The following is a 21738-nucleotide window of genomic DNA, read 5'->3' on the forward strand; positions in this document are numbered from 1 at the left end:
CTCATCCTGCGGCCCCGCCGCCGCTGCTGACCCCACCGGCCCGGCACGGACACATGAGCGCTGTGCCACTGGCACCCCCTCCACGGCGACCGGTGTTCGCGCCTCGCACTCACCGCCCCGCGCGAGCACGCCCAGGACTGGGCGGCTGGGCGGGCCTGCTGGCCGGGGCGGTGCGCTCCCAGCCGGCGCTGCCCGAGCACCTGCCCGGCACTGGACAGATGCGCACTGCACCGCCAGCTCTGCACCACCAGCACTGCACCACCAGCACTGCACCGCCAGCTCTGCACCTCAGCTACAGAAAGGCACCAGCATGAAGGTCCGCAATTCGCTTCGCTCCCTGAAGAGCCAGCCCGGCTCCCAGGTCGTGCGCCGCAAGGGCAAGACCTATGTCATCAACAAGAAGAACCCGCGCCTGAAGACACGGCAGGGCTGATCACATCCGCAGCCACGTCTGCGCGGCATCTGAGAGCACCGCGCCGTCGCCGGCTGCCGTCTCCGCCCAGTCGACCGGCCGGCCATCGGCTGCGACGACACCGTCTGCGAGCACCACGACGTCGAAGTTGCACGCCAGCCCGGCCATCGCGGTGTGATAGACCGACCGGTTGACGTCGACGCCGCCGATGATGAGCCGATCGATCGCCAGGTCATGCAGCCCGGCTGCCAGGTCGTCGACGCCGTCGAAGGCATCGGCGACCTCTGAGCTCAAGGCCAGGTCGTCCTCGGCCTGCCCGAGCCCACCGGCCGGGGAGTCTGCTCCCGCACCCTGCCCAGCTCCCGCCTCGGGCGCGGGAGCCTGCAGATAGGCGACCACGCCGTCAGCCACACGTGCCCGGTTGAGAACTTCGGTAAGCTGTGCAGAGATCTCAGACAGGGCGTCGCCGCCGCCGGCGGTGTTCATGAGAATGAGTGCGTCCATGGCTTCAAGCATAGTCACCGCTCACGCACACCAAGGAGGGACGATGGCCGATCTGCGCTACACCTACCGGTTCGCCTCCGAGCATCTGGGACACCGACGCGACGACAACTTCGTCCTCTACTCCGATCACGTCGAGGTCGCCTCGATGACCTCGATCCGCGAGGCCGCCCGCGCACTCGTTGCAGCCGAGGAATCCGATGAGGAGCGGCCGTTCCTGTGGATCGACATGTACCGCCCGACTCACGAGGACCTCACCGAGCTCGCCGAAGCGTTCTCCCTGCACCCGCTGGCGATCGAGGACGCGATCGAAGCCCATCAGCGACCCAAGTACGAACGCTACGGCTCGACCGAGTTCGTCGTGCTGCGCCCGGCGGTCATCCGTCGCAACCGGCCGCACACCCCTGCCGGGCTGGCCGACGCCCGGGCCGGTGCCGCCGCCGGAGGGGCAGGCAGTGCGTCCGGTGCCTCCGGTGCCTCAGGTGAGTCCGCTGAGGCCCAGTCGGTCGACATCAAGGTCGGTGAGATCCACATCTTCCTCGGCGCCCGGTTCATCATCGTCATCCGGCATGGCACCCTGCTCGATACGCAGAACGTCCGCGAGGTCTTCGAATCCGACACTCGGTTCTCCGGGTTCCCGCAGTTCTCGGCGCTCTACCGCGTCATGGACCGCATCGTCGACAACTACCTGCCGGTCGTGGCGATCCTCGAAGACCAGACCGATGACCTCGAAGAGCGGATCTTCACCGGCACCCCGGCGCAGTCGCAGGACATCTACCACCTCTCCCGCGAGCTCATCGAGCTCGACCGGGCGGTCAAGCCGCTCGAAGGGGTCATCGACACGCTATTCAACTCGCTTGTCGTGCACACCGTGCCGGCCGAACTGCAGCGCGGCCTGCGCGACGTCGCCGACCACATCCACAGCGTCAACGAGCGCGTCGAACGGCTGCGCAGCGTCCTGCGCGAGCTGTTCACCTTCAACGCCACGCTCATCTCCGAGGCGCAGAACGAGGACATGCGGCGGATGAACGAGCTGTCGATCCAGCAGAACGAGCAGATGAAGAAGATCTCCGGCTGGGCCGGCATCCTCTTCTTCCCGTCACTGGTCGCCGGCACCTACGGCATGAACTTCGACACGATGCCCGAACTGCACTGGATCTTCGGCTATCCGTTCGCGCTCGGGCTCATGGTCGCCGGCTCCGGGTTCCTGTTCTGGCTGTTCAAGCGGGCCGGGTGGCTCTGAGAGACCCTGGCGGCGGGTTCGGGCGCGGGGCTGGTCGCCAAGGCCGTCTGTGGGTCCGCGCTCATGCGCCGATCACGTGCCGGTGGAGGAAGGCGATGAACTCCTGGTACCACTGGCGGGCGTTGCCGCGGCCGAGGATCCAGTGATTCTCATTCGGGTAGTAAAGGAATCTGTGCTGGGTCTGCCCGTGCGCATCGAGTGGCGTCTTGGAGAAGGTCAGCAGGTCGAACCACAGCTGCTGACCCTGCCCGATCGGCACCCGGTAGTCCTTGTCCCCGTGGATGACGAGCACCGGCACCTCGATGTCGCCGACCGACAGGTGCGGCGAATACGTCTGCGCCTGCTCGGCCATCGCCAGTGCCCATGAGCCGTTGTCGGTCGTCGCTCCCATCGTGGTGACGTCCCACAGGGAGGCGTGGGTGACGATGCAGCGGAACCGGTCTCCGGTGTGCCCGGCGACCCAGTTGGCCATGTAGCCGCCGTAGGAGCCGCCGGCGAGCGCCTGGCGGGTTTCGTCGATGTCCGCGCGGGCGATCGCCGCATCGGCAAGCGCCATGACGTCGTCGAAGGGGGTCCCGCCGAGCTCCTGCTGGCCGCGGTCGATGAACGCCTGCCCGTAGCCGGTCGAGATCGCCGGGTCCGGCATGAGCACCGCGTAGCCGGCTTCGACGAAGGGCCACGGGTTCCAGCGGTAGGTCCACGCGTTCCATGATCCCCACGGCCCGCCGTGCACGAACACGGCCAGCGGGTGGGGTGCAGCTGCCGGCTCCGCTGCCGAAGCGGTCGACGGCAGGGCAAGCCAGGCGCGGATCTCGGTGCCGTCGGCGGCTGTCGTGACGACCTCCTCGAGCCGGCCGTCAGGTGCCAGATCATCGGCTGGGTTGGTGCGGATCTCGACGTCGCCGCTTACGGTGTCGATGGCGACGAGGTGCGGTGCTTCGGCGACCGAGGAGCGGATCGCGAGCACCCCCTCAGGCGCGGTGACAAGACTGCTGTAGTGGTACGGCTGCCCGGCGCCGCCTGCCAGCAGACGCGGCTGGGCGTCGTCGGGTCCGCCGATCCACACGGCTCCGCGACCGCGGTAGTCCGAGGTCGCCAGCAGTGTGTCGTCGTCGAGCCAGGTGATGGAGTACCACTGGTCAGCGGCGGGCCACAGCGGCTGGGCGGTTCCGGTTGCGAGGTCGACAAGCACTGACCGCTGCTGCAGGTTCGATTCTGCTGTCCAGGCGGTCTGTTCGCTCACTGCGGCGAACCGGCCGGAAGGGCTGAGCGCTTCTGTCGTGTAGTCGATCGGATGCGCCGCGTGCAGCAGGACGCGGACGTCTCCGGAGGCGATGTCGACGCGCCAGATGTCGGTGACCTCGGTCGTCTTCTCCTCCAGCCGCCTGACGTCCAGGACGGCGACAGCACCGTCTGCGGAGAGTTCGACACCGGTGACCCGACCTGCCGGAACCGGCCCGTGCCGGAAGCTCAGCGTCCCGGCATCACCGGTGGCGCGGCGGTCGGTGGCGCTGCCGTCGGTGACGCTGCCGTCGGTGGCGCTGCAGTCGGCGATGAGCAGACCATCGCGGTCCGGTCCGAGATCGGAGTCCCAGCTGCGCAGCGGGAAGGAATCATGCAGGATGCCGGTGACCTTGTGGGCTGTGCGCTTGTCACGCAGCTCGGCGTGTGTCTTCTCATCGTAGGCACCATGAGCGATCGGGCCGGTGGCGAGCACCGTCGTGCCACGCACGGTGACCGAGGAGAAGCCGCCGGGTCGGGTTGCCATCTGGATCGCCTCGCCGCGGGCGGGAAGCTTCCACAGGCTGGCGTCCTCGGCGGCATCGTCGGCGGTGTTGGCGCGCTTGGCGATGAACCACACATTTCCCGCGTCGTCGACGCTGGCAGCCCCGACCGAGGCGAGCGGCGAGGTCAGCCTCGCCGGCACCTCGTCGACAGTGTAGAGGGCGGTGAGGTAGTCACCGGCGTTCGGGTCGCCAGCCGCGGCGTCGCCGTCGGCGGGCTCGCCGGGCTCGGCCACCTCGGCGGCGGGTGCCTGCTGGAGCGTCTGCACGAGGGCGACGGCACCACCGGTGGGGTTGGCGGCCAGTCCATTGAGACGGTGGGCGTCGAGCAGGGCGTCGATGCTGATGCCCGGGGATGCGGGAGTGTCGGAAATCGTCATAGGCGAAACGCTACCAGCGCCGGCTAAGTGCGCAGCGGCGGGGGGAATGCTCAGAATTCACATCGTGGCACGTGCATATTCTCCTCTGCCCGCGCCGGATACGCTGACCTCATGACGACTGCACATGTGCGTGAGCGCCTCGCTGCCGGGAAGCCGGCGCTGGGCACCTTCATCCTCGAATTCGCCACGCCCGGCATCGGTGCGCTCTGCGCCCGGGCCGGTGCCGACTGGGTGCTCTACGATCTTGAGCACACCGGCTGGTCGCTCGATGCGATCCGCCCGGCCCTGACGGTCTCCCGCCGGGAGGACATCGCCTCCTTTGTCCGGGTCGCCGGGCACAGCCAGCATCTCGTCTCCACCGCCCTCGACGCCGGGGCGGAGGGGATCATGATGCCTTACGTCGACTCCGCTGCGCAGGCCGCCGAGATCGCCCAGTGGATGCGGTTCCCGCCGGCTGGCCGGCGAGGCAGCGCCTTCGGCATCGCCCATGACCTCTACTCCCCCGGCGCACCGGCGGACAAACAGGCCGCAGCCAATGAGTCGGTGATGTTCCTGCCGCAGATCGAGACCCCGGCTGCGGTCGCTGCTGCCGCCGAAATCGGCGCGGTCGACGGTGTCGATGTGCTTTTCGTCGGCCCGCTGGACCTGTCGACGAACCTCGGCGCACCTGGGGACTTCACGTCCTCTGCGTTCCTCTCCGCCCTCGACACGGTGGCCCAGGCGGCGCAGGCGACCGGCACGGCGGCCGGGATCTTCTCCACCTCCGAGCAGCTCAGCGCTGCGGCACTCGAGCGCGGCTATTCGGTCATCTCACTGAGCGGCGACGTCTTCACCTACCAAGCCGCGCTGGCAGCGGGGCTCACCGCGATCCGCGACCGGGTCTGACGCTCAGGCCGGTAACCCGGCAGCGGTTACTGCCAGTCGGGGATGATGAGCAGCTGTTTGTCGACATAGACGTTCTGGGTGATCTCTTCAGCCGCTTCGACCGCCTCGGGAGAATCCTCCAGGGCCACAGTGGTGACGCTGATGGTCTCCATCCGGCCCTCAGCCTGCTGCGCCGCATAGACAGCGAACGCGTAGCCCTTTGCAGCACTGCCGCCGACCAGGCCGATCATGAGGCTCGACTTCTCGTTGACCTCGGCTTTGTACGCCCAGCCGGCGCCGTTGTCGACCCTGACGTCGCGGTCGGCGAGCTTGGTGCTGTCGCCGTAGGAGAACTCGTACTCCTTCTCGAACTGCAGCTCCTCGACCGGTGACTGCCGGAAGCTCTCGTTGCACGAGATGTTCATGACCATCTTGTCGTGCGGGCTGCCGAAGGTGAAGTAGATGAAGGCGCCGCGTTCAGTGCCCGGCGTCGCCTTTACGCTCGGCGGCAGCGCCACCTCGAGCCGCGAGTTGCATTCGCCGGCGAAGTCCGCCCGATGCAGCTCCCAGCCCTCGGGGATCTGCGGGCCGGTCTCCGTGGGCTCGGGTTCGGGTCCCTGGGTGGGGGCGATGGCGACGCCGAGCGGTCCGCCGGGTTCATCGGAGGTGCGGATTCCCACCAGACCGCAGCCGGTCAGCGTCAGGATCGCGCCGGCCGCAGCGAGTGCACGCAGGGCGCGGCTGTGCCGGGCCCGAGGTGTGGGGTGAGTTCTCACAGCGTCTCCAGAGTCGGGGTGAGCGGGATCAGTGGACTGGTGGGTGCGGTGGGCCGGAACCGTGCTGCTGCGGGTCGGTCTGCGGCTGCGGCGGCCGGGGCTGCTGCAGCTGGGGTCCCGAACCATGCGGCGGCTGAGGCTGGGCCTGGGCCTGCGCTGGCTGGGGCTGGGGCGGCTGCGAACCGACTGGCTGCTGGGGCGGCTGCGAACCGACTGGCTGCTGCGGTGGGCGCGAACCGACTGGCTGCTGCGGTGGGCGCGGCGGGGCGAACGGCGAGCGCGGCCCGACCGGCTGCTGCAGGGGCATCCCCTGTGCCGGGGGCCCGTAGGGGCCCGGCTGGCTGCTGGGCATAGGCTGCTGCTGGCTGCCCAGCGTCTCCCCGGTAGCGGTGTCGTGCCACTGTCCGTCGACCTTCTGCAGACGGCGCTTCGACCCGCGCCGCGGGGTGCCGAGCATCCGGCCGAGTTCGGCCTCGGATGGGGCCCGCGGCGGGCGGAAGGACTGATCGGCCCGGGCTGACCGGTTTGCGTTGACCGGTTCGACGGCCCGCGAGCCGGCCACGGCCGCCGCACCGTCGTAGTCCTGCGGGGCCACGGGCTGCTGGGCTTCGCCGAGCACCGGCAGCACGAGTCGCACCGAGGTGCCCTGGCCCTCCTGGCTCAGCAGGGAGACCGAGCCGCCGTGCCGGCTGATGATCGAGCGCACGAGCGAGAGCCCCATGCCGGACCCGGCGACGGCGCGGACCTGCTGGCCGCGGCTGAGCTCATCCCACACGGTGTGCTGTTCGGCGGCCGGAATCCCCATGCCGGTGTCGGCGACTTCGATGACGATCCAGCGGTGCTGGTTGATGACCTGCTCGTTGGCGCGCAGCTCGATGACATCGGTGTCGGTGGAGTACTTGATGGCGTTGCCGAGCAGGTTCATGATCGCGGACATCAGCAGATCCTCTTCACCTGCCACATCGGGCAGCCGCCACGGCGCGCGGGCGACGGTGGCGATGATCATCCGCTCCTCGGCACCGGGTGCCGTGCGGGCGTCTTCGACGGCCTGGTGGATGAGCTGGTCCATGTTGACCCGCTGGTAGTGGATCTCGCGGGATTCGATATCGGCGAGTTTGCGCAGATCGGCCAGCAGCCGGGCGACCCGGCGGGAGGAGGTGTCGATCTGCCGGGCGACCGGCTCGATCTCCCCGGAGGAGGCGACCGGCTCGGTGACGAGTTCGCGGATCGTCGCCGCTGAGGTGCGCAGGGCGGTCAGCGGGTTCTTCAGCTCGTGGTCGAGGCGGATGAGCATCCGGTTGCGGTTGGCCAGCGCCTCGTGTTCGGCTCGTGCGCGCTCCTCAGCCCGCAGAGCGGTCTCGCGTTTGCGCAGCAGCTGGCGCAGATAGAAGAACGCGCCGACGAGCAGACCGAGGACGAGCAGCACCAGGATGAGCAGCAGCCAGATGCGGATCTCGAAGATGAGGAACTGGTTCATCACGGTCTCGCGTTCCCAGCGCCGGTGACCTCGGCGACGAACCGGTAGCCGCGGCCCTGCACGGTGCCGATCCAGCGGGGATTCGAGGCGTCCTCGCCGAGCACGCGGCGCAGCTCGGCGACCCGCGAGTCGACGGCGCGGGTGCCGACGGCGTCGTCGAAGCCCCACAGCACCTCGAGCAGGCGCTGGCGTTCGATGAGTTCGTCGCGGTGGACCATGAGGTATTCGAGCAGCGTCACGCCCTTGGGGGTGATGACGAGTTCGCGGTTGCCGAGCCACACGCGCCGCGAGGTGCGATCCAGCCGCAGCCCGAAGGTCGACACGAGCACCGGGGCGGTGGCCAGGGGCGGGCCGTCGTGGCGGGTGCGGCGCAGCACGGCGCGGATCCGGGCGACGAGTTCGTGCGGGTCGAAGGGCTTATTCAGGTAGTCATCGGCGCCCTCTTCGAGTGCCATGGCGCGTTCGACGGCTTCGCCGACCTGGGTGAGCAGCAGCACCGGCACCCAGTTCTCCTCGCGGCGCAGGGTGCGCAGCACTTCGCGGCCGTCGGCGCCGGGCATGAGCACGTCGAGGACGCAGACGTCAGGTTTGTGCCGGCGGATCTCGTCGAGAGCGAGTCTGCCGTCAGGTGCGGTGATGACCTGCAGGCCGGAGCGTTCCAGGAACGGGGCGACGGCACCGAGGACGTCGGGTTCGTCATCGGCGAGAACGACAACAGGACGGTTGTCGGCAGCGGGCTGCGCAATCATGAGGTTCCTTCGCTTGGCTCAGATTTGCTGTTATCCCGAACTTTAGCCGTCTTGCCGACGTTCGTGTTCGATTGCAGCGCGCTCCTCAGCCAGCGCCACGGCATCGGAGAGCTCATCGCGATAGAGCATCGAGCGGCGCAGGTACTTGGTGCGGTAGCCGGCGCGGCCGACCATATGCGTGCCGACCGGAGTGGTGACCATCTGCAGGGTGACGATGAGCAGCAGGGTGGTGATGACGCCCCAGTGGAACTGCTGGATGCTGATGGCGAGCATCATCAGGATGAGGCCGAGGATCTGCGGCTTGGATCCTGCGTGCAGACGGCTCATGAGATCGGGGAAGCGCAGCAGCCCGATGGATGCGGCCAGCGACAGCGCTGCGCTGCCGATGAGGAGGGCTCCGGAGAGGATGTCAGCGATCATTCTCGTCTCCGTTCGACTCGTCGGCATGGACAGCCGGATCATGCAGCTCCACAACGTCCTCGCCGACGTCGCCGTCTGCATGGGCTTCGGCGGCAGAATGCTCGACCACCGCCTCGGCGTCGGAGGCGAACAGCGGACCGACCTGGTGCCGGCCGGGAACATTCGATTCCGACAGCGCATGCTCATGGGCCTTGGCGGTGCCGCGGGACTCCCCGATGACCGGGGTGCGGGACTCCGAGCGGCTGACGTAGCGGGACACCGCGACCGAGCCGGCGAAGCCGAGGGAGGCGAGCGCGAGCATGACCGGCAGCAGGTCTGTGCGGCCGGTGACGACGATGAAGCCGCCGAATCCGCACAGCATGGTCGCCAGCAGCACGTCGGTGGAGATCATCCGGTCGAGGATCGAGGGCCCCTTGATCATGCGGGTGACGGTGATGTAAAAAGCGGCTGCGAAGAGCAGACCGGTGATGGCGCCGGCGATCGTCATGGGCGCTTCCTCCTCCGCTGGGTGATCGACAGGTGTTCGAGCACCGGCCGCTGTCCGTTCTCCTGCCGCCAGTCGTTGAGGATCGCAATGTCGTGAGCGGAGCCGATGGCGCGCACGAGATGGTATTCGATGCGGTAGGCCAGGGCTCTGGCCTCTTCGACGTCCTCATCGCTTGCGCAGTTGAGCACATGCAGGTAGATCGTCGACCGGGCTCGGTTGATCTCCGTGGCGAAGGATCCGGGGATGAGCCCGGCGACGAGCGCGACGAGCGTGATGAGCAGGTCGGAGCGGGTGTGCAGGTCGATGGCGACAAGGCTGCCGGCGCGCACCTTCGCCGGGCGCACCGACAGCCACGCCACTTCGAGCGAGGCTTTGAACATCGACCAGGTGAACCAAGCAATGAACATGATGAGGTACCAGACGTTCATGCGACCGGAGAACTCCACCGGCGGCAGATAGAAGATGCGGCTGACTGTCCAGGCGATGATGAGCCCGGTGCCGACCGTCAGCACGCTGACGTCGTCCCACAGCATCACCCATAGGGCGATGAGACCGGCGAGCAGCAGCCAGTGCTCCCGGCTGGGCAGGCGGAAGAACCAGCGAAGCCGCTGGCCCAAGGTGGGTTTGCGCTCTGCAGGGAGGATCCGCTGGGGGCTCATCGGTCACCTCGCAGATCGAGCACAGAGGTGATGTAGGTGTTGGGCCCGCGCAGGTTCTCCGCTGCCCGGGACGAGACGTCCCACAGGGGGCCGGCGATGAGCGTGAGCGAGACGCTGACGGCGACGATGAGGGTGGTGGCAAAGACCATAGTCGGATCCGAGGTGATGGAGGAGGTCCAGCGGCGGCCGTCGGCCAGGGCCGCGCGACGTTCCTTGAATTCGGTGACGAGTTCCTCGGTGGGCTCTTCGACGTCGTCGGGGTCGCGCCAGAAGCCGAGGTTCCAGGTCTTGCCGATGACGTAGAGGGTCAGCAGGCTGGTGAGGGTGCCGGCGCCGATGAGCACGAAGATGAGCCAGTCACGCGTGTCGAAGCCGGCGGTGAAGAGCGCGACTTTGCCGATGAACCCGGAGAACGGCGGGATGCCGGCGAGGTTGAGTGCGGGAATGAAGAACAGCAGGCTGATCCAGGGGGCGAGAACACCGAGTCCGCCGAGTTTGCGGATCGAGGTGGAGCCGGCGCGCTGCTCGATGAGCCCGATGGCCAGGAACAGTGCGGTCTGCACCAGAATGTGGTGCAGGGTGTAGAAGATCGCAGCGGTCAGGCCTTCGACGGTGCCCATGGCGACGCCGAAGATCATGTAACCGATGTGGGAGATGAGCGTGAAGGACAGCATCCGCTTGATCTCCGACTGGGCGATCGCACCGAGGATGCCGACGATCATCGTCAGACCGCCGATGACGAGCAGCGGTACGCGCAGGTCGGATTCTGCGAAGATGACGGTTTCGGTGCGGATGATCGCATAGATGCCGACCTTCGTCAGCAGCCCGGCGAACACGGCGGTGACCGGGGCGGGGGCCGTCGGATAGGAGTCCGGCAGCCAGAACGCCAGCGGGAAGACCGCGGCCTTGATGCCGAAGCCCAGCAGCAGGATGATGTGCAGAATCAGCTGGACGTCTTCCGGCAGCCGGCCGATCCGCTCGGACAGCTGGGCCATGTTGACGGTGCCGGTGGCGGCGAAGATGAGGCCGATGGCCGAGAGGAAGATGATCGAGGACACCAGCGAGATGACGATGTACGTCACGCCCGCCCGGATCCGCTCACCGGTCGAGCCGAGGGTCAGCAGCACATACGAGGCCGCCAGCAGCATCTCGAAGCCGACGTAGAGGTTGAACAGGTCGCCGGTGACGAACGCTGCTGCCACACCGGCGCACAGGATGAGGTAGGCGGGATAGAAGACGCTGACCGGCGTCTCGTTTGAGGTGTCGGCCATCTCTTCGCCGACGGCATAGAGGAGGACGCCGAAGGTCACGATCGCTGAGATCACGAGCATGAGCGCTGAGACCCGGTCGACGACGAGCGCGATGCCGAAGGGCAGCTCCCAGCCGCCGACGGCCAGTGCCTGGGTGGCGCGGGCGTCGACGCCGATGAGCAGGACGACGTCGATGGCGAGCACGGCCAGCAGCGTGATGATGGTGATGGCCGCCTGAGCGCGTGCGCGGCCGGCGAGCATGAGGGTGATGCCGGCGCCGATGAGCGGCAGCAGGACAGGCAGCGGGATGAGCATGGCCAGACTCATGAGCGCTCATCCTCCTCATCGAGGTCGAGGGCACCGGGGATCGGCGACTGAGCTTCGTCACCGAATTCGGTGTCGTCGTATTCGCCGCTGGTGCCGGCTTCCTCGGCGCTGTCACGGCCCTGGGCCAAGGCGATGCGGATGTCCTCGATGTCGTCTTCGAGGTTCTCATTGCGCACCAGTCGCCAGGAGCGGTAGATCATCGCGAGCAGGAACGCGCTCATCGCAAAGGTGATGACGATGGCGGTGAGGATGAGCGCATGCGGCAGCGGGTCGGACATCCCGGCAGCCGAGAGGTCCTTCCCGTCGGTCAGCGGCGGGCGGCCGGGTGGGCCGGCGGTGAGCATGATGAGTACGTTGGTCGCATTGCCCATGAGCATGAAGCCGAGCAGCACGCGGGTCAGGGACCGGTCGAGCATGAGGTAGATGCCGCAGGCGTACATGACGCCCATGGCCAGCAGCATGACGATCGAGGGGCTCACAGTCGTCCTCCCGATGCTCCGCCGTCGACGTCGACATCGTCCATACGGCCCAGCAGCGTGTGCAGCTGCTGGGTGTCCGGTCGGGCCTGTTCGGTGGACAGCGATTCGGCCAGCCGCCGCTCATCGACTTCGTGGTGGCGGTCGACCTCGGCGCCGAGGCTGCGGAGGATGTCGAGCATGAGGCCGATGACGATGAGGTAGACGCCGATGTCGAACAGCAGCGAGGTTCCGAGGTGGATCTCCCCGATGACGGGAATCTTGACGTCGAGCCATGCCGCGTCGAAGACGGTGCTGCCCCAGATGAGCCCGCCCACCGCTGTGCCGGCGGCGAAGACGAGGCCGAGGCCCAGCAGTTTTCCGGCGTCGACCGGAGCGGCCTCTGCCAGTTCGTAGCGGCCACCGGCAAGATAGCGCAGCGCCAGCGCCAGACCGGCGACGAGGCCTGCGGCGAAGCCGCCGCCGGGCAGGTTGTGTCCGGCGAAGAGCAGGTAGACGGAGAACACGACAACGGCGTGGAAGATGAGCCGGACGATGACTTCGAGCATGATCGATCGGTTGGCCGGCGACAGGGTCCGTCCGGCCAGCAGCCAGGCGCTGCGGCGCTCTTCGGAGCTCTCCTTCTCATCCGCCTGCGCCCACGCCGGAGCGAGATCGTCCTCGACGGGACGGTAGAGGCGGGAGAAGACGCTGGGCCGGTTGGCGTCGATGCGCTGCAGAGTGCCTTCACGGCTGCGGACGAAGATGAAGCTGGCGACGCCGGTGGCCGCGGCGACGACGACGGAGAGTTCGCCGAGGGTGTCCCAGGCGCGGATGTCGACGAGGGTGACGTTGACGACGTTGGTTCCGTGGCCGATCTCGTAGGCCAGGCGCGGGAACATGTCGCCGATCGACGCGTCGGCCCGGGCGCTGAAGGCGACGAAGGCCACCACCATCATGGTGATGCCGAAGGCGGCGCCGATGAGCGCCCGCAGCGAGGGTGAGAGGCGGCCGGCTGAGCGGCCGATGCGGGCCGGCAGGCGGCGCAGCACGAGGACGAAGACGACGATCGTGATGGTCTCCACGAGTGCCTGGGTCAGTGCCAGGTCGGGTGCGCCCTGGTGGGCGAAGAACACGGTCATGCCGTAGCCGGTGACGCCGACGACGACGACGGCGGCGAAGCGCTTGTCCGCGGTCGCTGCGGCGATCGCGCCGATGATCAGGGCGCTGGCGATGAGCAGCTGGAGCCAGGAGGCGGTGAAGCGGATCTCGGCAGGCCAGGTGTCGTTGAGGATGAGGGCGATGGCGATCGTGACGATCGCGAACAGGTAGATCACGCCCTGGTAGAACGGCATCGAACCGCGCTGAGTGCGGGCGGTGACGCCGGCGGCGAAGGACTCAAGCCAGCTGACGGTCCAGCGGTAGCCGCGGTGGAATTCGAATCCGTCGGGCATCGCCGCCTGGAAGGACCTGACCTGGGTGCGGAAGGCGAACAGCACAAGACCCAGGCCGATGATGAGAAGGCTGAACAGCAGTGCCGGCTCCAGTCCGTGCCACAGCGCCAGATGGTAGGGCTGTTCGCTGCCGGTCACCGGCAGCTGGCTGGCCCAGGGGCGGATGAGCCGGTCAACGGACGAGGCGGCGAAGCCGCCGATCAGGGTCAGCGCGGTCAGCAGCGCTGGGGAGCTGATGAGCAGCGGGCTGTCGGACCCGGCGTCGACCGGTTCGACGCCGGGCTTGACGGAGAAGGCGCCCCAGACGAACCGGGCGGAGTAGGCGACGGTGAGGATCGAGCCGACGGTCACGCCGATGAGTGCGATGACGCCTTCCTTGGAGCCGTCGGCCAGCAGGGTGGAGAAGACGGCTTCCTTGGCAGCGAAGCCGAGCGTCGGAGGCAGCCCGGCCATCGAGGCAGCAGAGATGAGGGTGAGGGCGAACAGCAGCGGTGAGCAGCGCGCATAGCCGGAGAGCTTGCGCAGGTCGCGAGTGCCGGCATGGTGGTCGATGATGCCGACGATGAGGAACAGCGCGGCCTTGAACAGGCTGTGGGCCAGCAGCAGGGCAAGCGCTGCGGTGGTGAGGTCGCGACTGCCGAAGGCCGAGACGATGGTGAGGAAGCCCAGCTGCGAGACGGTGCCGTAGGCCAACAGCAGCTTGAGGTCGTGCTGCTTGAGGGCCTGCCAGGCGCCGATGAACATCGTGGCGATGCCGAGGCTCAGCAGTATGAGGTGCCAGCCGGGCATGCCGCTGAAGCCCGGTGCCAGGCGCATGACGAGGTAGATGCCGGCCTTGACCATCGCAGCGGCGTGCAGGTAGGCGCTGACGGGGGTGGGGGCGGCCATGGCACCGGGCAGCCAGAAGTGGAAGGGAACGAGCGCGGACTTCGAGACCGCGCCGACGAGGATGAGGATGATCGCGGCGATGACGAGGCCGTCATGGTAGCCGGACTCGAAGCCGCGCTGGACGGCCGAGGAGAGCTTGCCGCTGCCGAAGATGTTGCCGAGGAGGATGACGCCGATGAGCATCGACAGTCCGCCCGCAGTGGTGACGATGAGGGCCTGCAGGGCCGCACGCCTCGTCTGCTGCCGGGAGTGGTATTGGCCGATGAGCAGATAGCTGAAGATCGTCGTGCCCTCCCAGAAGATGAAGAGCAGCAGCATCTCATCGGCGACGATGAGCCCGTACATCATCCCGGCGAACGCCATGAGGATCCCGGCGAAGCGGCCGAGCCTGAGCTCATCGGCATCGAAGTAGCGCGCGCAGTAGAGGAAGACGAGCGCCCCGACACCGGTGACGAGCAGGGAGAAGATCCACGAGAGCATGTCCATCCGGAACACCAGCGACATGTCGAGCGCCGGGAGCCACCGATAGGACTCAACCCACACCTCGGCGCCGGTGAGCATGAGCGGGGCGACCGACAGCGACAGGGCGAGCCCGGCGGCGGGGACGAGTGCGAGAACGGCGAAGCCGGTGCGCCCGAGGAACCGGATGAACAGCGGGGCGATGACGGCAACCAGGAAGAAAGCTCCCGTCATCACTGCCATGCTGTCACCTCACCCCCAGCGGTCCACGCATCTATTCTGGCATATCCGCCGGTGCCGATGGAAATCGGTGAGGGGGTCGATGCTTGTCAGCATCGTCATCAGATCCGCCGTCCTGTCAGCCGCGCAGCTGGTTCTCCGTGACGAGGAAACCGCTCTCGTCCACCGCGATGCCGGCGGTCCCCGAGATGACGGAGGCGGCCATCTCCTCAAGCCGGACAGCGGCGGTGCGGCGCAGATTCGACAGCCACGCGCCGGGCTGCCGGTCGTAGCGGCGGTCATCGGCGTCGATCCAGGTCAGGTGGTAGCACACCGCCGTTTCGCCGAGGTGTTCGGTGACGATGCGCGGCAGCGCGGTCTCGACGCTCACACGCACGGCGATGCTGCCGGCGGCCGGTCCCAGCTCGTCGAGGCTGACGGTGATCTCGTAGCCGTCGAGAACGACGGGTTCGTCGGGGTCGACGATGCCGGAGTCAATGAGCTCATTGATGCGGGCCTCCTGCTCCGGGGGCAGCGGGCCGGGCAGGTCGGCGCTCGGCTCCATCTCGCGCAGCCGGGTCAGCAGCACATCGGGGGCCAGCCAGTACGGGGAGTAGACGAAGATGTCGATGTGGGATTCGGGGTCCGGGGTGATGATCCGGTTGGTGCGCCCGTTCTCGTCGGCGAGCCGGACGGCGACGTGCAGGCGGCGGGCGAGTGCGATGAGCGCGGCCAGGGACCGGCCCTCTTCGCGTTCGGGCAGGCCGTCGGGGAAGTGGCGTTCGAGGCCGTCGGCGTCGGAGTACCACTCGGGAGGTGGGGCGTCCTCGCGGTCGCGGGGGCAGGACAGGGCGAAGACGACATCGGCCCAGTCGGGCAGCCCGAGGCGGCTGCGGGCCTCGGCCGGCAGGTAGATCGGTCCTTTGAGCGCCGAGTGGCGGGTCATCCGCCAGCGCAGCACCTCCGGAGCGGTGCTGGTCGCCGGTGCCACTGCCTCGGGTTCGGGCAGCCGCGGGTAGAGGTTCGACAGCAGCGCGATGACGTCGCTGGCCTCCAGGCCGGCGTCGACGATGAGCAGGTGCTCACCGGCCAGGGCTTCAGGACTGCGCGGGTCCGGGGCGGCAGGAGCGCTCATGGCAGCGGCGTCAGCCCGCCGGGCCGTTTCCGGTCACCGGCGCGCGGTGGAAGTTCATGAACGCGCGCGAGGCGGTCGGTCCGCGCTGGCCCTGGTAGCGGTTCTTGCGGGCGGCATCCGAACCGTAGGGGTGCTCGGCCGGTGAGGACAGGGCGAAGAAGCACATCTGGCCGATCTTCATGCCCGGCCACAGGGTGATCGGCAGGGTCGCGACGTTGGACAGCTCCAGGGTGACGTGTCCGGAGAAGCCGGGGTCGATGAAGCCGGCCGTCGAGTGGGTCAGCAGGCCGAGCCGGCCGAGCGAGGACTTGCCTTCGAGCCGGGCGGCGATGGTGTCCGGCAGGGAGATGAGCTCGAGCGTCGAGGCGAGGACGAATTCCCCGGGGTGCAGGACGAAGGGACCTTCGGGGTCGACTTCGACGAAGCGGGTGAGCTCCGGCTGCTCCTGGGCGGGATCGATGACGGAGTACTTGTGGTTGTCGAAGAGCCGGAAGTAGCGGTCGAGGCACACGTCGATGCTCGCGGGCTGGATCATCTCCGGGTCGTAGGGGTCCAGACGCACGTTCCCGGCGTCGATCTCGGCGCGGATGTCACGATCAGATAGCAGAGTCACCCTGCCAATCTATCGCGATTAGGCAACGATTTCGTCACTTTCCAGCGGGCTGGTTCACACAGAACTCACCGAGAGCTGGACAGATGCTCTACAGTGGGTAGTGACATTACGCCCGCGCCGATGGTGCCTTCCCCCTTTGTGACCAAAGGAAGCCGGGAATGCCAGGGTCATCCCTGGACGCACTTCGTCGCCTTCTGCGTGGACGTAGCCTCCACAACCGAAAGGCCGAACTGTGAAGACTTCCAAGAGTCTTGTGCTTGCCCCCGCAGTCGCCGTAGCGGTTTCCGGCATGTTTGCCGTACCAGCCGTCGCGTCCACCAGCACTGCGCCCGATAGTCCGCCCTCGCAAGGTGAGACGAAGAAGCCCGAAGCCACTGTCGAATCCGAGACCGTCACCCAGTCCGACATCGCCGACAAGGACAAGGGCATCAAGTTCTCCGGAAGCGGGTTCGACGGTGACAAGACCGCCCGCGTGGTCGTCACCGGAACCGACGGCACGACATACGAGCCAGACCAGGACCTGACCGTCAACGACAAGGGCGAAGTCAACGGCTCGTACTTCTTCACCACCACCGGCGGTGCCAAGGTGCCGCTCGGTGCGTACAAGCTTGAGCTGGTCGGCAACGACACGAAGACCGAATCGACCGAGGTCACCTTCACGGTCGTCTCCGATTCGGAATCGCCCGCCCCGACCCCACCGACCGAGACCCCGTCTGAGACCCCGAACGCCACACCGACCGAGACCCCGTCTGAGACCTCGAGCGCCCCACCGACCGAGACCCCGCCGAAGCCGGAGATCGGTAAGATCAAGCCCAGGGTCACCGATGTCGATGAGAAGACGTTCCTGGACAAGGGCATCGAATTCACCGGCGAGGGATTCACCGCCGACCTCAAGACCACCGTCACCGTCGAGGCGCCGGCTGAGAACGGCAAGGCACCGCAGACTGCCGAGGCCGCCGTCACCACCGACAAGGACGGCAAGCTCGCATTCACCATCAAGGGCGCACGCACCGACGACGCGCTAGCCACACCGGCCCGCGGCGACAGCGATTCTCCGCTCGAAACCGCCGTCAAGTCCGGCACCTACACCGTCGAAGTGAAGGCCGAGGGTGCTGAGAAGAGCGCAAGGGCCACCTTCGATGTCACCGCTGCCGCGACCGAGGAGCCGCCCCCGACAGGCACCCCGAGCCCGTCAGACAGCCCGTCTGCGACCAGCGATCCCTCGCAGTCGGCGACGCCGAGCGACACACCGAGCGCCACGCCGTCCGAGACCCCATCGGAGACGACGACGCCGAGCAAGTCGCCGGTGCCCACCGGCCAGCCGACGGAATCGGATGACAAGAAGGCTGCTCCGAAGCTCACGATCGATCCGCTGGAGATCGCCTCCGCCGACTTCGGCAAGGACGGCGTCAAGATCATCGGTGAGAACTTCAAGCCCGGCCAGAAGATCACCATGGTCGTCAACCACGCCCAGGGCAAGGTCAAGCAGTACACCACGGAGGTCACCGCCGACGACAACGGTGTGGCTGCCTTCCGTGTGCGTGCCGTGACCACCCCGGTGCTCGGCCAGTACAACGTCACCGTCCACCCGTCCGACGCCGCAGCCGACGGCGACCAGGCGCTGCACGGCAGCTTCACCGTCATCACCAACGGCTCGTCGGTCGGCGATGAGACGACCGGTGACACGAAGAAGGACACCTCCGGTGGCACGGACCTGCCGCGCACCGGTGCTGAGCTGACCGGACTGGCAATGGGCGCAGGCCTGCTCGTCATCGGCGCAGCCGCTGTCGTCATCACCCGCCGCCGCACCGCCGGCGGCAACGGACCTGCCGACATCTGAGCTGAGAGTTCAGAAGGCAGGCTGCTGTGACGATGCGCGAGTCCGGGCACCTCGCTGTCCACACAGTCGAGGTGTCCGGGCGACCGCTCGTCTCCGCTCCGCTTGACCGCGGGGACCGCCTGGTCGTCATGGGCGACCGGGACGACGTCTCCCATGTGCTTGAGAGGGCGGCTGCGCTGCCCGGCACCGCTGTGGTGCCGGCGCCTGACGGGGCACGCAGGCTCAGCGTGACCGCATACCTCCGCCGGATCGCCGGTTCGGGAACACCCCAGCGGGGTGGCCCCGAACCGGTCGATCCGGACCATGCCCTGGACGCCTTCGGGCTCTCCTATGACCGGCTGCTCCGCACCCGCCTGGGTGATCTCGGCCCCGACACCCGCGTGCGCCTGCATCTGGCGGCAGCGCTCGTCAGCGGCGCGCAGTGGCCCATCCTGGACAACCCCTTCGCCGGCCTGCCCGGCGACCTTCGAGCAGGTGTACGAGGAAGACTGCTCGGGGTGTGCGAAGAGTTCGGGCTCGGGCTCATCCTGGCCAGCAACGACCTCCTCGACGCCGCGACCACCGGGGGAACGACGGTCGTCGTCGAGAAGAGCCAGGTCACCGATTCTGGTGAACTGGCGGCCATGCTGCGCAGCCCGCGCAGCAACCTGGCGGCATCGTTCGCCGGGGTCAACGTCTTCTCCGGGCTGGCCCGCCGCGGCTGGCTCTCGATCGGGCACTCCCAGGTGCGTGCCCGCACCGAACTCGACGGCAAGGTCTTCGTCACCATTCCCACCGATGCGACGACGATGTCCTTCGACGAGTTCGATCCCGTCTTCACCGCCGAGACCGTCTTCGAGGCGCTCATCGTCGGCATCCGCGATCGCGGCGGGCGTCTGCAGATCGTCGTCTCCCCCTCCGACACCGAGGTGGGGCTGGCGATGACCGCTGATGTGCTCGACTTCCGCTCACTGCCGGCTGACACCCCTCACCGGGAGCCCGGTCCGGGTTCCGACGCCGAGGCGCCCACCGCCTCGGGCACGGAGGGGTCACCGCAGTGGGGTGTCCTGCACCCCGGGCTCGGTGCCACCGTCGCCGAGACGCTGTCGAACGTGCGGGTCGGCGCGCGGGTGCACATCGAGGTCGATACCTCCCGCATGCACGCCTATCCTGTTGACGTGGACTAGCCGCACCCAGGCCACCGGGCCGGCGGCGCAGAGCGGAGGGAACAGGCGATGAGGCGAATGGTCGGGCGCGCCCGCGCGCTGCTCATCGCCGGCCTGCTCATCATCGCGCTCACCGCAGGCGCCGTGCCGCTGCTCAACCTCACCGTCTACTCCCCCGCCCGGGCCGTCGACGCCTATTTCGCCGCCCTGGCCGACGGGGATGCCGCCGCCGCGCTCGGGATGCTCGCAGCCCCATCGCACAGCGAGCGCACCCCGCAGAACGCGCTGACCGATGCGGTGCTCGCCGGTGCCCCGGCCGTTCCCGAGCACGTGCGGATCACCGCCAGCGAACGCGACGGCGACACCGCCCGCGTGCGCGTGCGCTACAACCTCGGCTCGGCCACCCGCACCACCGATCTGACTCTCCAGCAGGGGCCTGCCACGTGGGGGCTGTTCGAGCGCTGGGCGATCGCCGTCGACTCCTGGCCGCAGCTGTCGCTGCAGATCAGCGGCTCCGGTACCGCCGATGTCAACGGGGTCGAGGTGCCGGCCGGTGATGGGCCGGTGCCGGTGCTGTTCCCCATGAGCTACAACATCGGCTTCAATGCCGAGTACCTCACCTCCGAGGTCAAGCAGGTGGTGGTCACCAGCAGCTCCGACGACATGGGGGTGGCCCTGCAGCCGACCCCCACCCCGGCGCTGAGCGCCGAGGTCGAGCGCCAGATCGAGAAGCACCTGGCTGGCTGCGTCAAGGCGACCACGCTCATGCCGACCGGCTGCACGTTCGGCTATGAGACGGAGAACGAGATCGTCGGCGACGTGTCCTGGCGGATGCTTGAGGACCCGCAGGTGAGCCTGAAAAGCGCCGGCTCACGGCTCTCGCTTGTGCGCAGCCCCGCCGTCGCCGAGGTGTCGGGCACCTGCCGCGACAGCGTCACCGGTTTCGAGTTCGACTTCCGCGAGGAGGTGCCGTTCACCCTCGGCGCCGAGGTGATCGTCACCGGCGATGAGGTGCGCGTCGAACCCAACAGCGGCGCCGAGCTCGGCGGGTGATGGGCGCCGGGCGCTGATTGCTTGAACTCATCGGTATAGGTCTTAGGCATGACTTCTATCCCTCCTGGAATCTATCCAGTCGTGAAGTCAACCAAACCTTCAGCAGTCCCTGACGCATCAGCCCAGCGACCTGGTCACGGCCGACCTTCCAGCCGCTACGGCGCACCGCATGCCACATTTTACGAACGCCGCAGAGTCCCCGTAGTTGCGGGCATGCAGGTCCTTGATCACCACGCTCAGTCCCCGATCACGGATCTGACGTTCGCAGGCCGGTCTGGTCTTCGCGGCCCGATAACCACGCGACGTCATGAATCCACCCTCGCGTGCTGCAAGTGTGCGGCAGATGAGCTCGACTCCGAACTGATCACGGTACATATCGATGTAAGCAATCATTTCGGCGAGGGGCGGTCGAGCTCGGCTGCAAAAAACGCTGAAGCAGTCTTCAGTATCTCGTTCGCCCGTCGCAGCTCACGATTCTCACGCCGCAACCGGCGCAGCTCTTCAAGCTCATCCGTTGTCGCGCCCGGCTCAGTGCCGGCATCACGTCTGGCCTGCTTCAGCCACCCGCGCATCGTATGCGGTGAGATCCCAAGTTTCGTTCCCACCGCCTGCGCGGCCGACCACTGCGAGCACTGCGTGTCCTGAAGATGATCCTCCATCAAACGCAACGCCCGCTGCTTGAACTCCTGGGTATAGACAGTTGGCATGATCCAATTCTCCTTCAATCAGTAGAACGGAACGAAACCCAGGACGGTTCACTCGTTGGCCCGTTTCGCTTCGGCCAGCTCAGCCCGCAAACGGCGATTCTCCGCTTCCAAATCCACGGATTCAGTCGGTGTGGCCTTACCGGAGTCCTTGTGCTTACGCACCCAGACTCGCAAGGTCTCTTTGCTAAGGCCGAGTTCGTTCGCGACACGGGTGATGGCTCCGTTCGCGGTCTCCGGATCGGCCTGAGCATGGATGACAAGCTCTACGGCACGAGCCTTAAGTTCGTCGGTGTATTTCACTGGCAAGAGAGAATCTCCTTCTTCCAATCTCCCTGCCTCTATTATCCCCGGGGCTGTCGCGCGTCAGACTTAGTGGCAGGGCCGTTATGTAGGTCCTGAAGGAGAGTCAGAGATGGGTAGACCACCCTCGATTCCGGCGGT

21 protein-coding genes and 1 pseudogene are annotated in these 21738 nt (G+C 67.5%); 6 read left to right on the forward strand and 16 right to left on the reverse strand.

The window, feature by feature from the left end; translation table 11 throughout:
• Positions 1-310: 310 nt before the first annotated feature.
• Positions 311-433, forward strand: coding sequence for a type B 50S ribosomal protein L36 (gene ykgO / locus M3B11_RS12325; protein WP_259877741.1), 123 nt, complete (start codon positions 311-313; stop codon positions 431-433).
• Here the strand turns inward: ykgO and M3B11_RS12330 are convergent, their stop codons facing one another.
• Entirely contained in the window at positions 434-916 is a 483-nt protein-coding gene (locus M3B11_RS12330) for an isochorismatase family protein (RefSeq protein WP_259877743.1), read from the reverse strand.
• 43 nt (positions 917-959) lie between these two features.
• Here M3B11_RS12330 and M3B11_RS12335 point away from each other — a divergent pair, with 43 nt between their 5' ends.
• Entirely contained in the window at positions 960-2156 is a 1197-nt protein-coding gene (locus M3B11_RS12335; protein WP_259877744.1) for a magnesium and cobalt transport protein CorA, read from the forward strand.
• Between the two features lie 61 nt (positions 2157-2217).
• On the opposite strand, the gene M3B11_RS12340 is transcribed toward M3B11_RS12335, so the two are convergent.
• On the reverse strand, positions 2218-4320 hold the full coding sequence (locus M3B11_RS12340) for a prolyl oligopeptidase family serine peptidase (protein ID WP_259877745.1): 2103 nt from the start codon (positions 4318-4320) through the stop codon (positions 2218-2220).
• A gap of 111 nt (positions 4321-4431) precedes the next feature.
• Here M3B11_RS12340 and M3B11_RS12345 point away from each other — a divergent pair, with 111 nt between their 5' ends.
• On the forward strand, positions 4432-5205 hold the full coding sequence (locus tag M3B11_RS12345; protein ID WP_259877746.1) for an HpcH/HpaI aldolase/citrate lyase family protein: 774 nt from the start codon (positions 4432-4434) through the stop codon (positions 5203-5205).
• Between the two features lie 26 nt (positions 5206-5231).
• On the opposite strand, the gene M3B11_RS12350 is transcribed toward M3B11_RS12345, so the two are convergent.
• The 11 genes from M3B11_RS12350 to dcd all read right to left on the reverse strand — a co-directional run bounded on the left by M3B11_RS12350 (position 5232) and on the right by dcd (position 16552).
• Complete coding sequence (locus tag M3B11_RS12350) at positions 5232-5960, reverse strand: hypothetical protein (protein WP_259877747.1); 729 nt, start codon at positions 5958-5960, stop codon at positions 5232-5234.
• 28 nt (positions 5961-5988) lie between these two features.
• Positions 5989-7437, reverse strand: coding sequence for a sensor histidine kinase KdpD (locus M3B11_RS12355; protein WP_259877759.1), 1449 nt, complete (start codon positions 7435-7437; stop codon positions 5989-5991).
• Positions 7437-8186, reverse strand: coding sequence for a response regulator transcription factor (locus M3B11_RS12360; protein WP_259877748.1), 750 nt, complete (start codon positions 8184-8186; stop codon positions 7437-7439). Before M3B11_RS12360 ends, M3B11_RS12355 begins: the two co-directional genes overlap by 1 nt.
• A gap of 42 nt (positions 8187-8228) precedes the next feature.
• Positions 8229-8606 (reverse strand): monovalent cation/H(+) antiporter subunit G, encoded by a 378-nt coding sequence (gene mnhG, locus M3B11_RS12365; protein ID WP_259877749.1) that lies wholly within the window; start codon positions 8604-8606, stop codon positions 8229-8231.
• Complete coding sequence (locus M3B11_RS12370; protein ID WP_259877750.1) at positions 8596-9093, reverse strand: monovalent cation/H+ antiporter complex subunit F; 498 nt, start codon at positions 9091-9093, stop codon at positions 8596-8598. The genes mnhG and M3B11_RS12370 overlap by 11 nt, the downstream gene beginning before the upstream one ends.
• Positions 9090-9752 carry a Na+/H+ antiporter subunit E gene (locus M3B11_RS12375; protein ID WP_102162426.1) on the reverse strand — a complete coding sequence of 221 codons (663 nt, stop codon included), beginning with the start codon at positions 9750-9752 and terminating at the stop codon, positions 9090-9092. The genes M3B11_RS12370 and M3B11_RS12375 overlap by 4 nt, the downstream gene beginning before the upstream one ends.
• Entirely contained in the window at positions 9749-11329 is a 1581-nt protein-coding gene (locus M3B11_RS12380; RefSeq protein WP_102162427.1) for a Na+/H+ antiporter subunit D, read from the reverse strand. Before M3B11_RS12380 ends, M3B11_RS12375 begins: the two co-directional genes overlap by 4 nt.
• Positions 11326-11808, reverse strand: a complete 483-nt coding sequence (locus M3B11_RS12385; protein ID WP_102162428.1) for a Na(+)/H(+) antiporter subunit C — start codon at positions 11806-11808, stop codon at positions 11326-11328. The genes M3B11_RS12380 and M3B11_RS12385 overlap by 4 nt, the downstream gene beginning before the upstream one ends.
• On the reverse strand, positions 11805-14828 hold the full coding sequence (locus M3B11_RS12390) for a Na+/H+ antiporter subunit A (protein ID WP_259877751.1): 3024 nt from the start codon (positions 14826-14828) through the stop codon (positions 11805-11807). The genes M3B11_RS12385 and M3B11_RS12390 overlap by 4 nt, the downstream gene beginning before the upstream one ends.
• Positions 14829-14943: 115 nt before the next feature.
• Positions 14944-15939, reverse strand: a complete 996-nt coding sequence (locus M3B11_RS12395) for a hypothetical protein (protein WP_259877752.1) — start codon at positions 15937-15939, stop codon at positions 14944-14946.
• Between the two features lie 10 nt (positions 15940-15949).
• Entirely contained in the window at positions 15950-16552 is a 603-nt protein-coding gene (dcd, locus tag M3B11_RS12400; protein WP_259877753.1) for a dCTP deaminase, read from the reverse strand.
• 232 nt (positions 16553-16784) lie between these two features.
• Between dcd and M3B11_RS12405 the strand changes: the two genes are divergently transcribed.
• From M3B11_RS12405 to M3B11_RS12415, 3 genes are read left to right on the forward strand one after another with little or no spacing between them, the layout of a single operon-like run.
• Positions 16785-18392: an LPXTG cell wall anchor domain-containing protein gene (locus tag M3B11_RS12405; protein ID WP_259877754.1), complete on the forward strand. Its 1608-nt coding sequence runs from the start codon at positions 16785-16787 to the stop codon at positions 18390-18392.
• Between the two features lie 26 nt (positions 18393-18418).
• Positions 18419-19558, forward strand: a complete 1140-nt coding sequence (locus tag M3B11_RS12410) for an ABC transporter (protein WP_259877755.1) — start codon at positions 18419-18421, stop codon at positions 19556-19558.
• 48 nt (positions 19559-19606) lie between these two features.
• A complete protein-coding gene (locus M3B11_RS12415) occupies positions 19607-20590 on the forward strand; it encodes a hypothetical protein (RefSeq protein WP_259877757.1) in 984 nt (327 codons plus the stop codon).
• 55 nt (positions 20591-20645) lie between these two features.
• Here M3B11_RS12415 and M3B11_RS13440 read toward each other — a convergent pair.
• The 3 genes and pseudogenes from M3B11_RS13440 to M3B11_RS12425 all read right to left on the reverse strand — a co-directional run.
• Positions 20646-20780, reverse strand: a pseudogene (locus M3B11_RS13440) (IS3 family transposase); the annotation flags it as partial.
• Positions 20781-20979: 199 nt separating this feature from the next.
• On the reverse strand, positions 20980-21297 hold the full coding sequence (locus M3B11_RS12420; RefSeq protein WP_102163255.1) for a transposase: 318 nt from the start codon (positions 21295-21297) through the stop codon (positions 20980-20982).
• A 48-nt stretch (positions 21298-21345) separates the two neighbouring features.
• Positions 21346-21597, reverse strand: coding sequence for a transposase (locus M3B11_RS12425; protein ID WP_259877758.1), 252 nt, complete (start codon positions 21595-21597; stop codon positions 21346-21348).
• Between the last annotated feature and the right edge of the window lie 141 nt (positions 21598-21738).

The organism is Brevibacterium sp. p3-SID960, assembly GCF_025144725.1.
Lineage (GTDB): Bacteria > Actinomycetota > Actinomycetes > Actinomycetales > Brevibacteriaceae > Brevibacterium.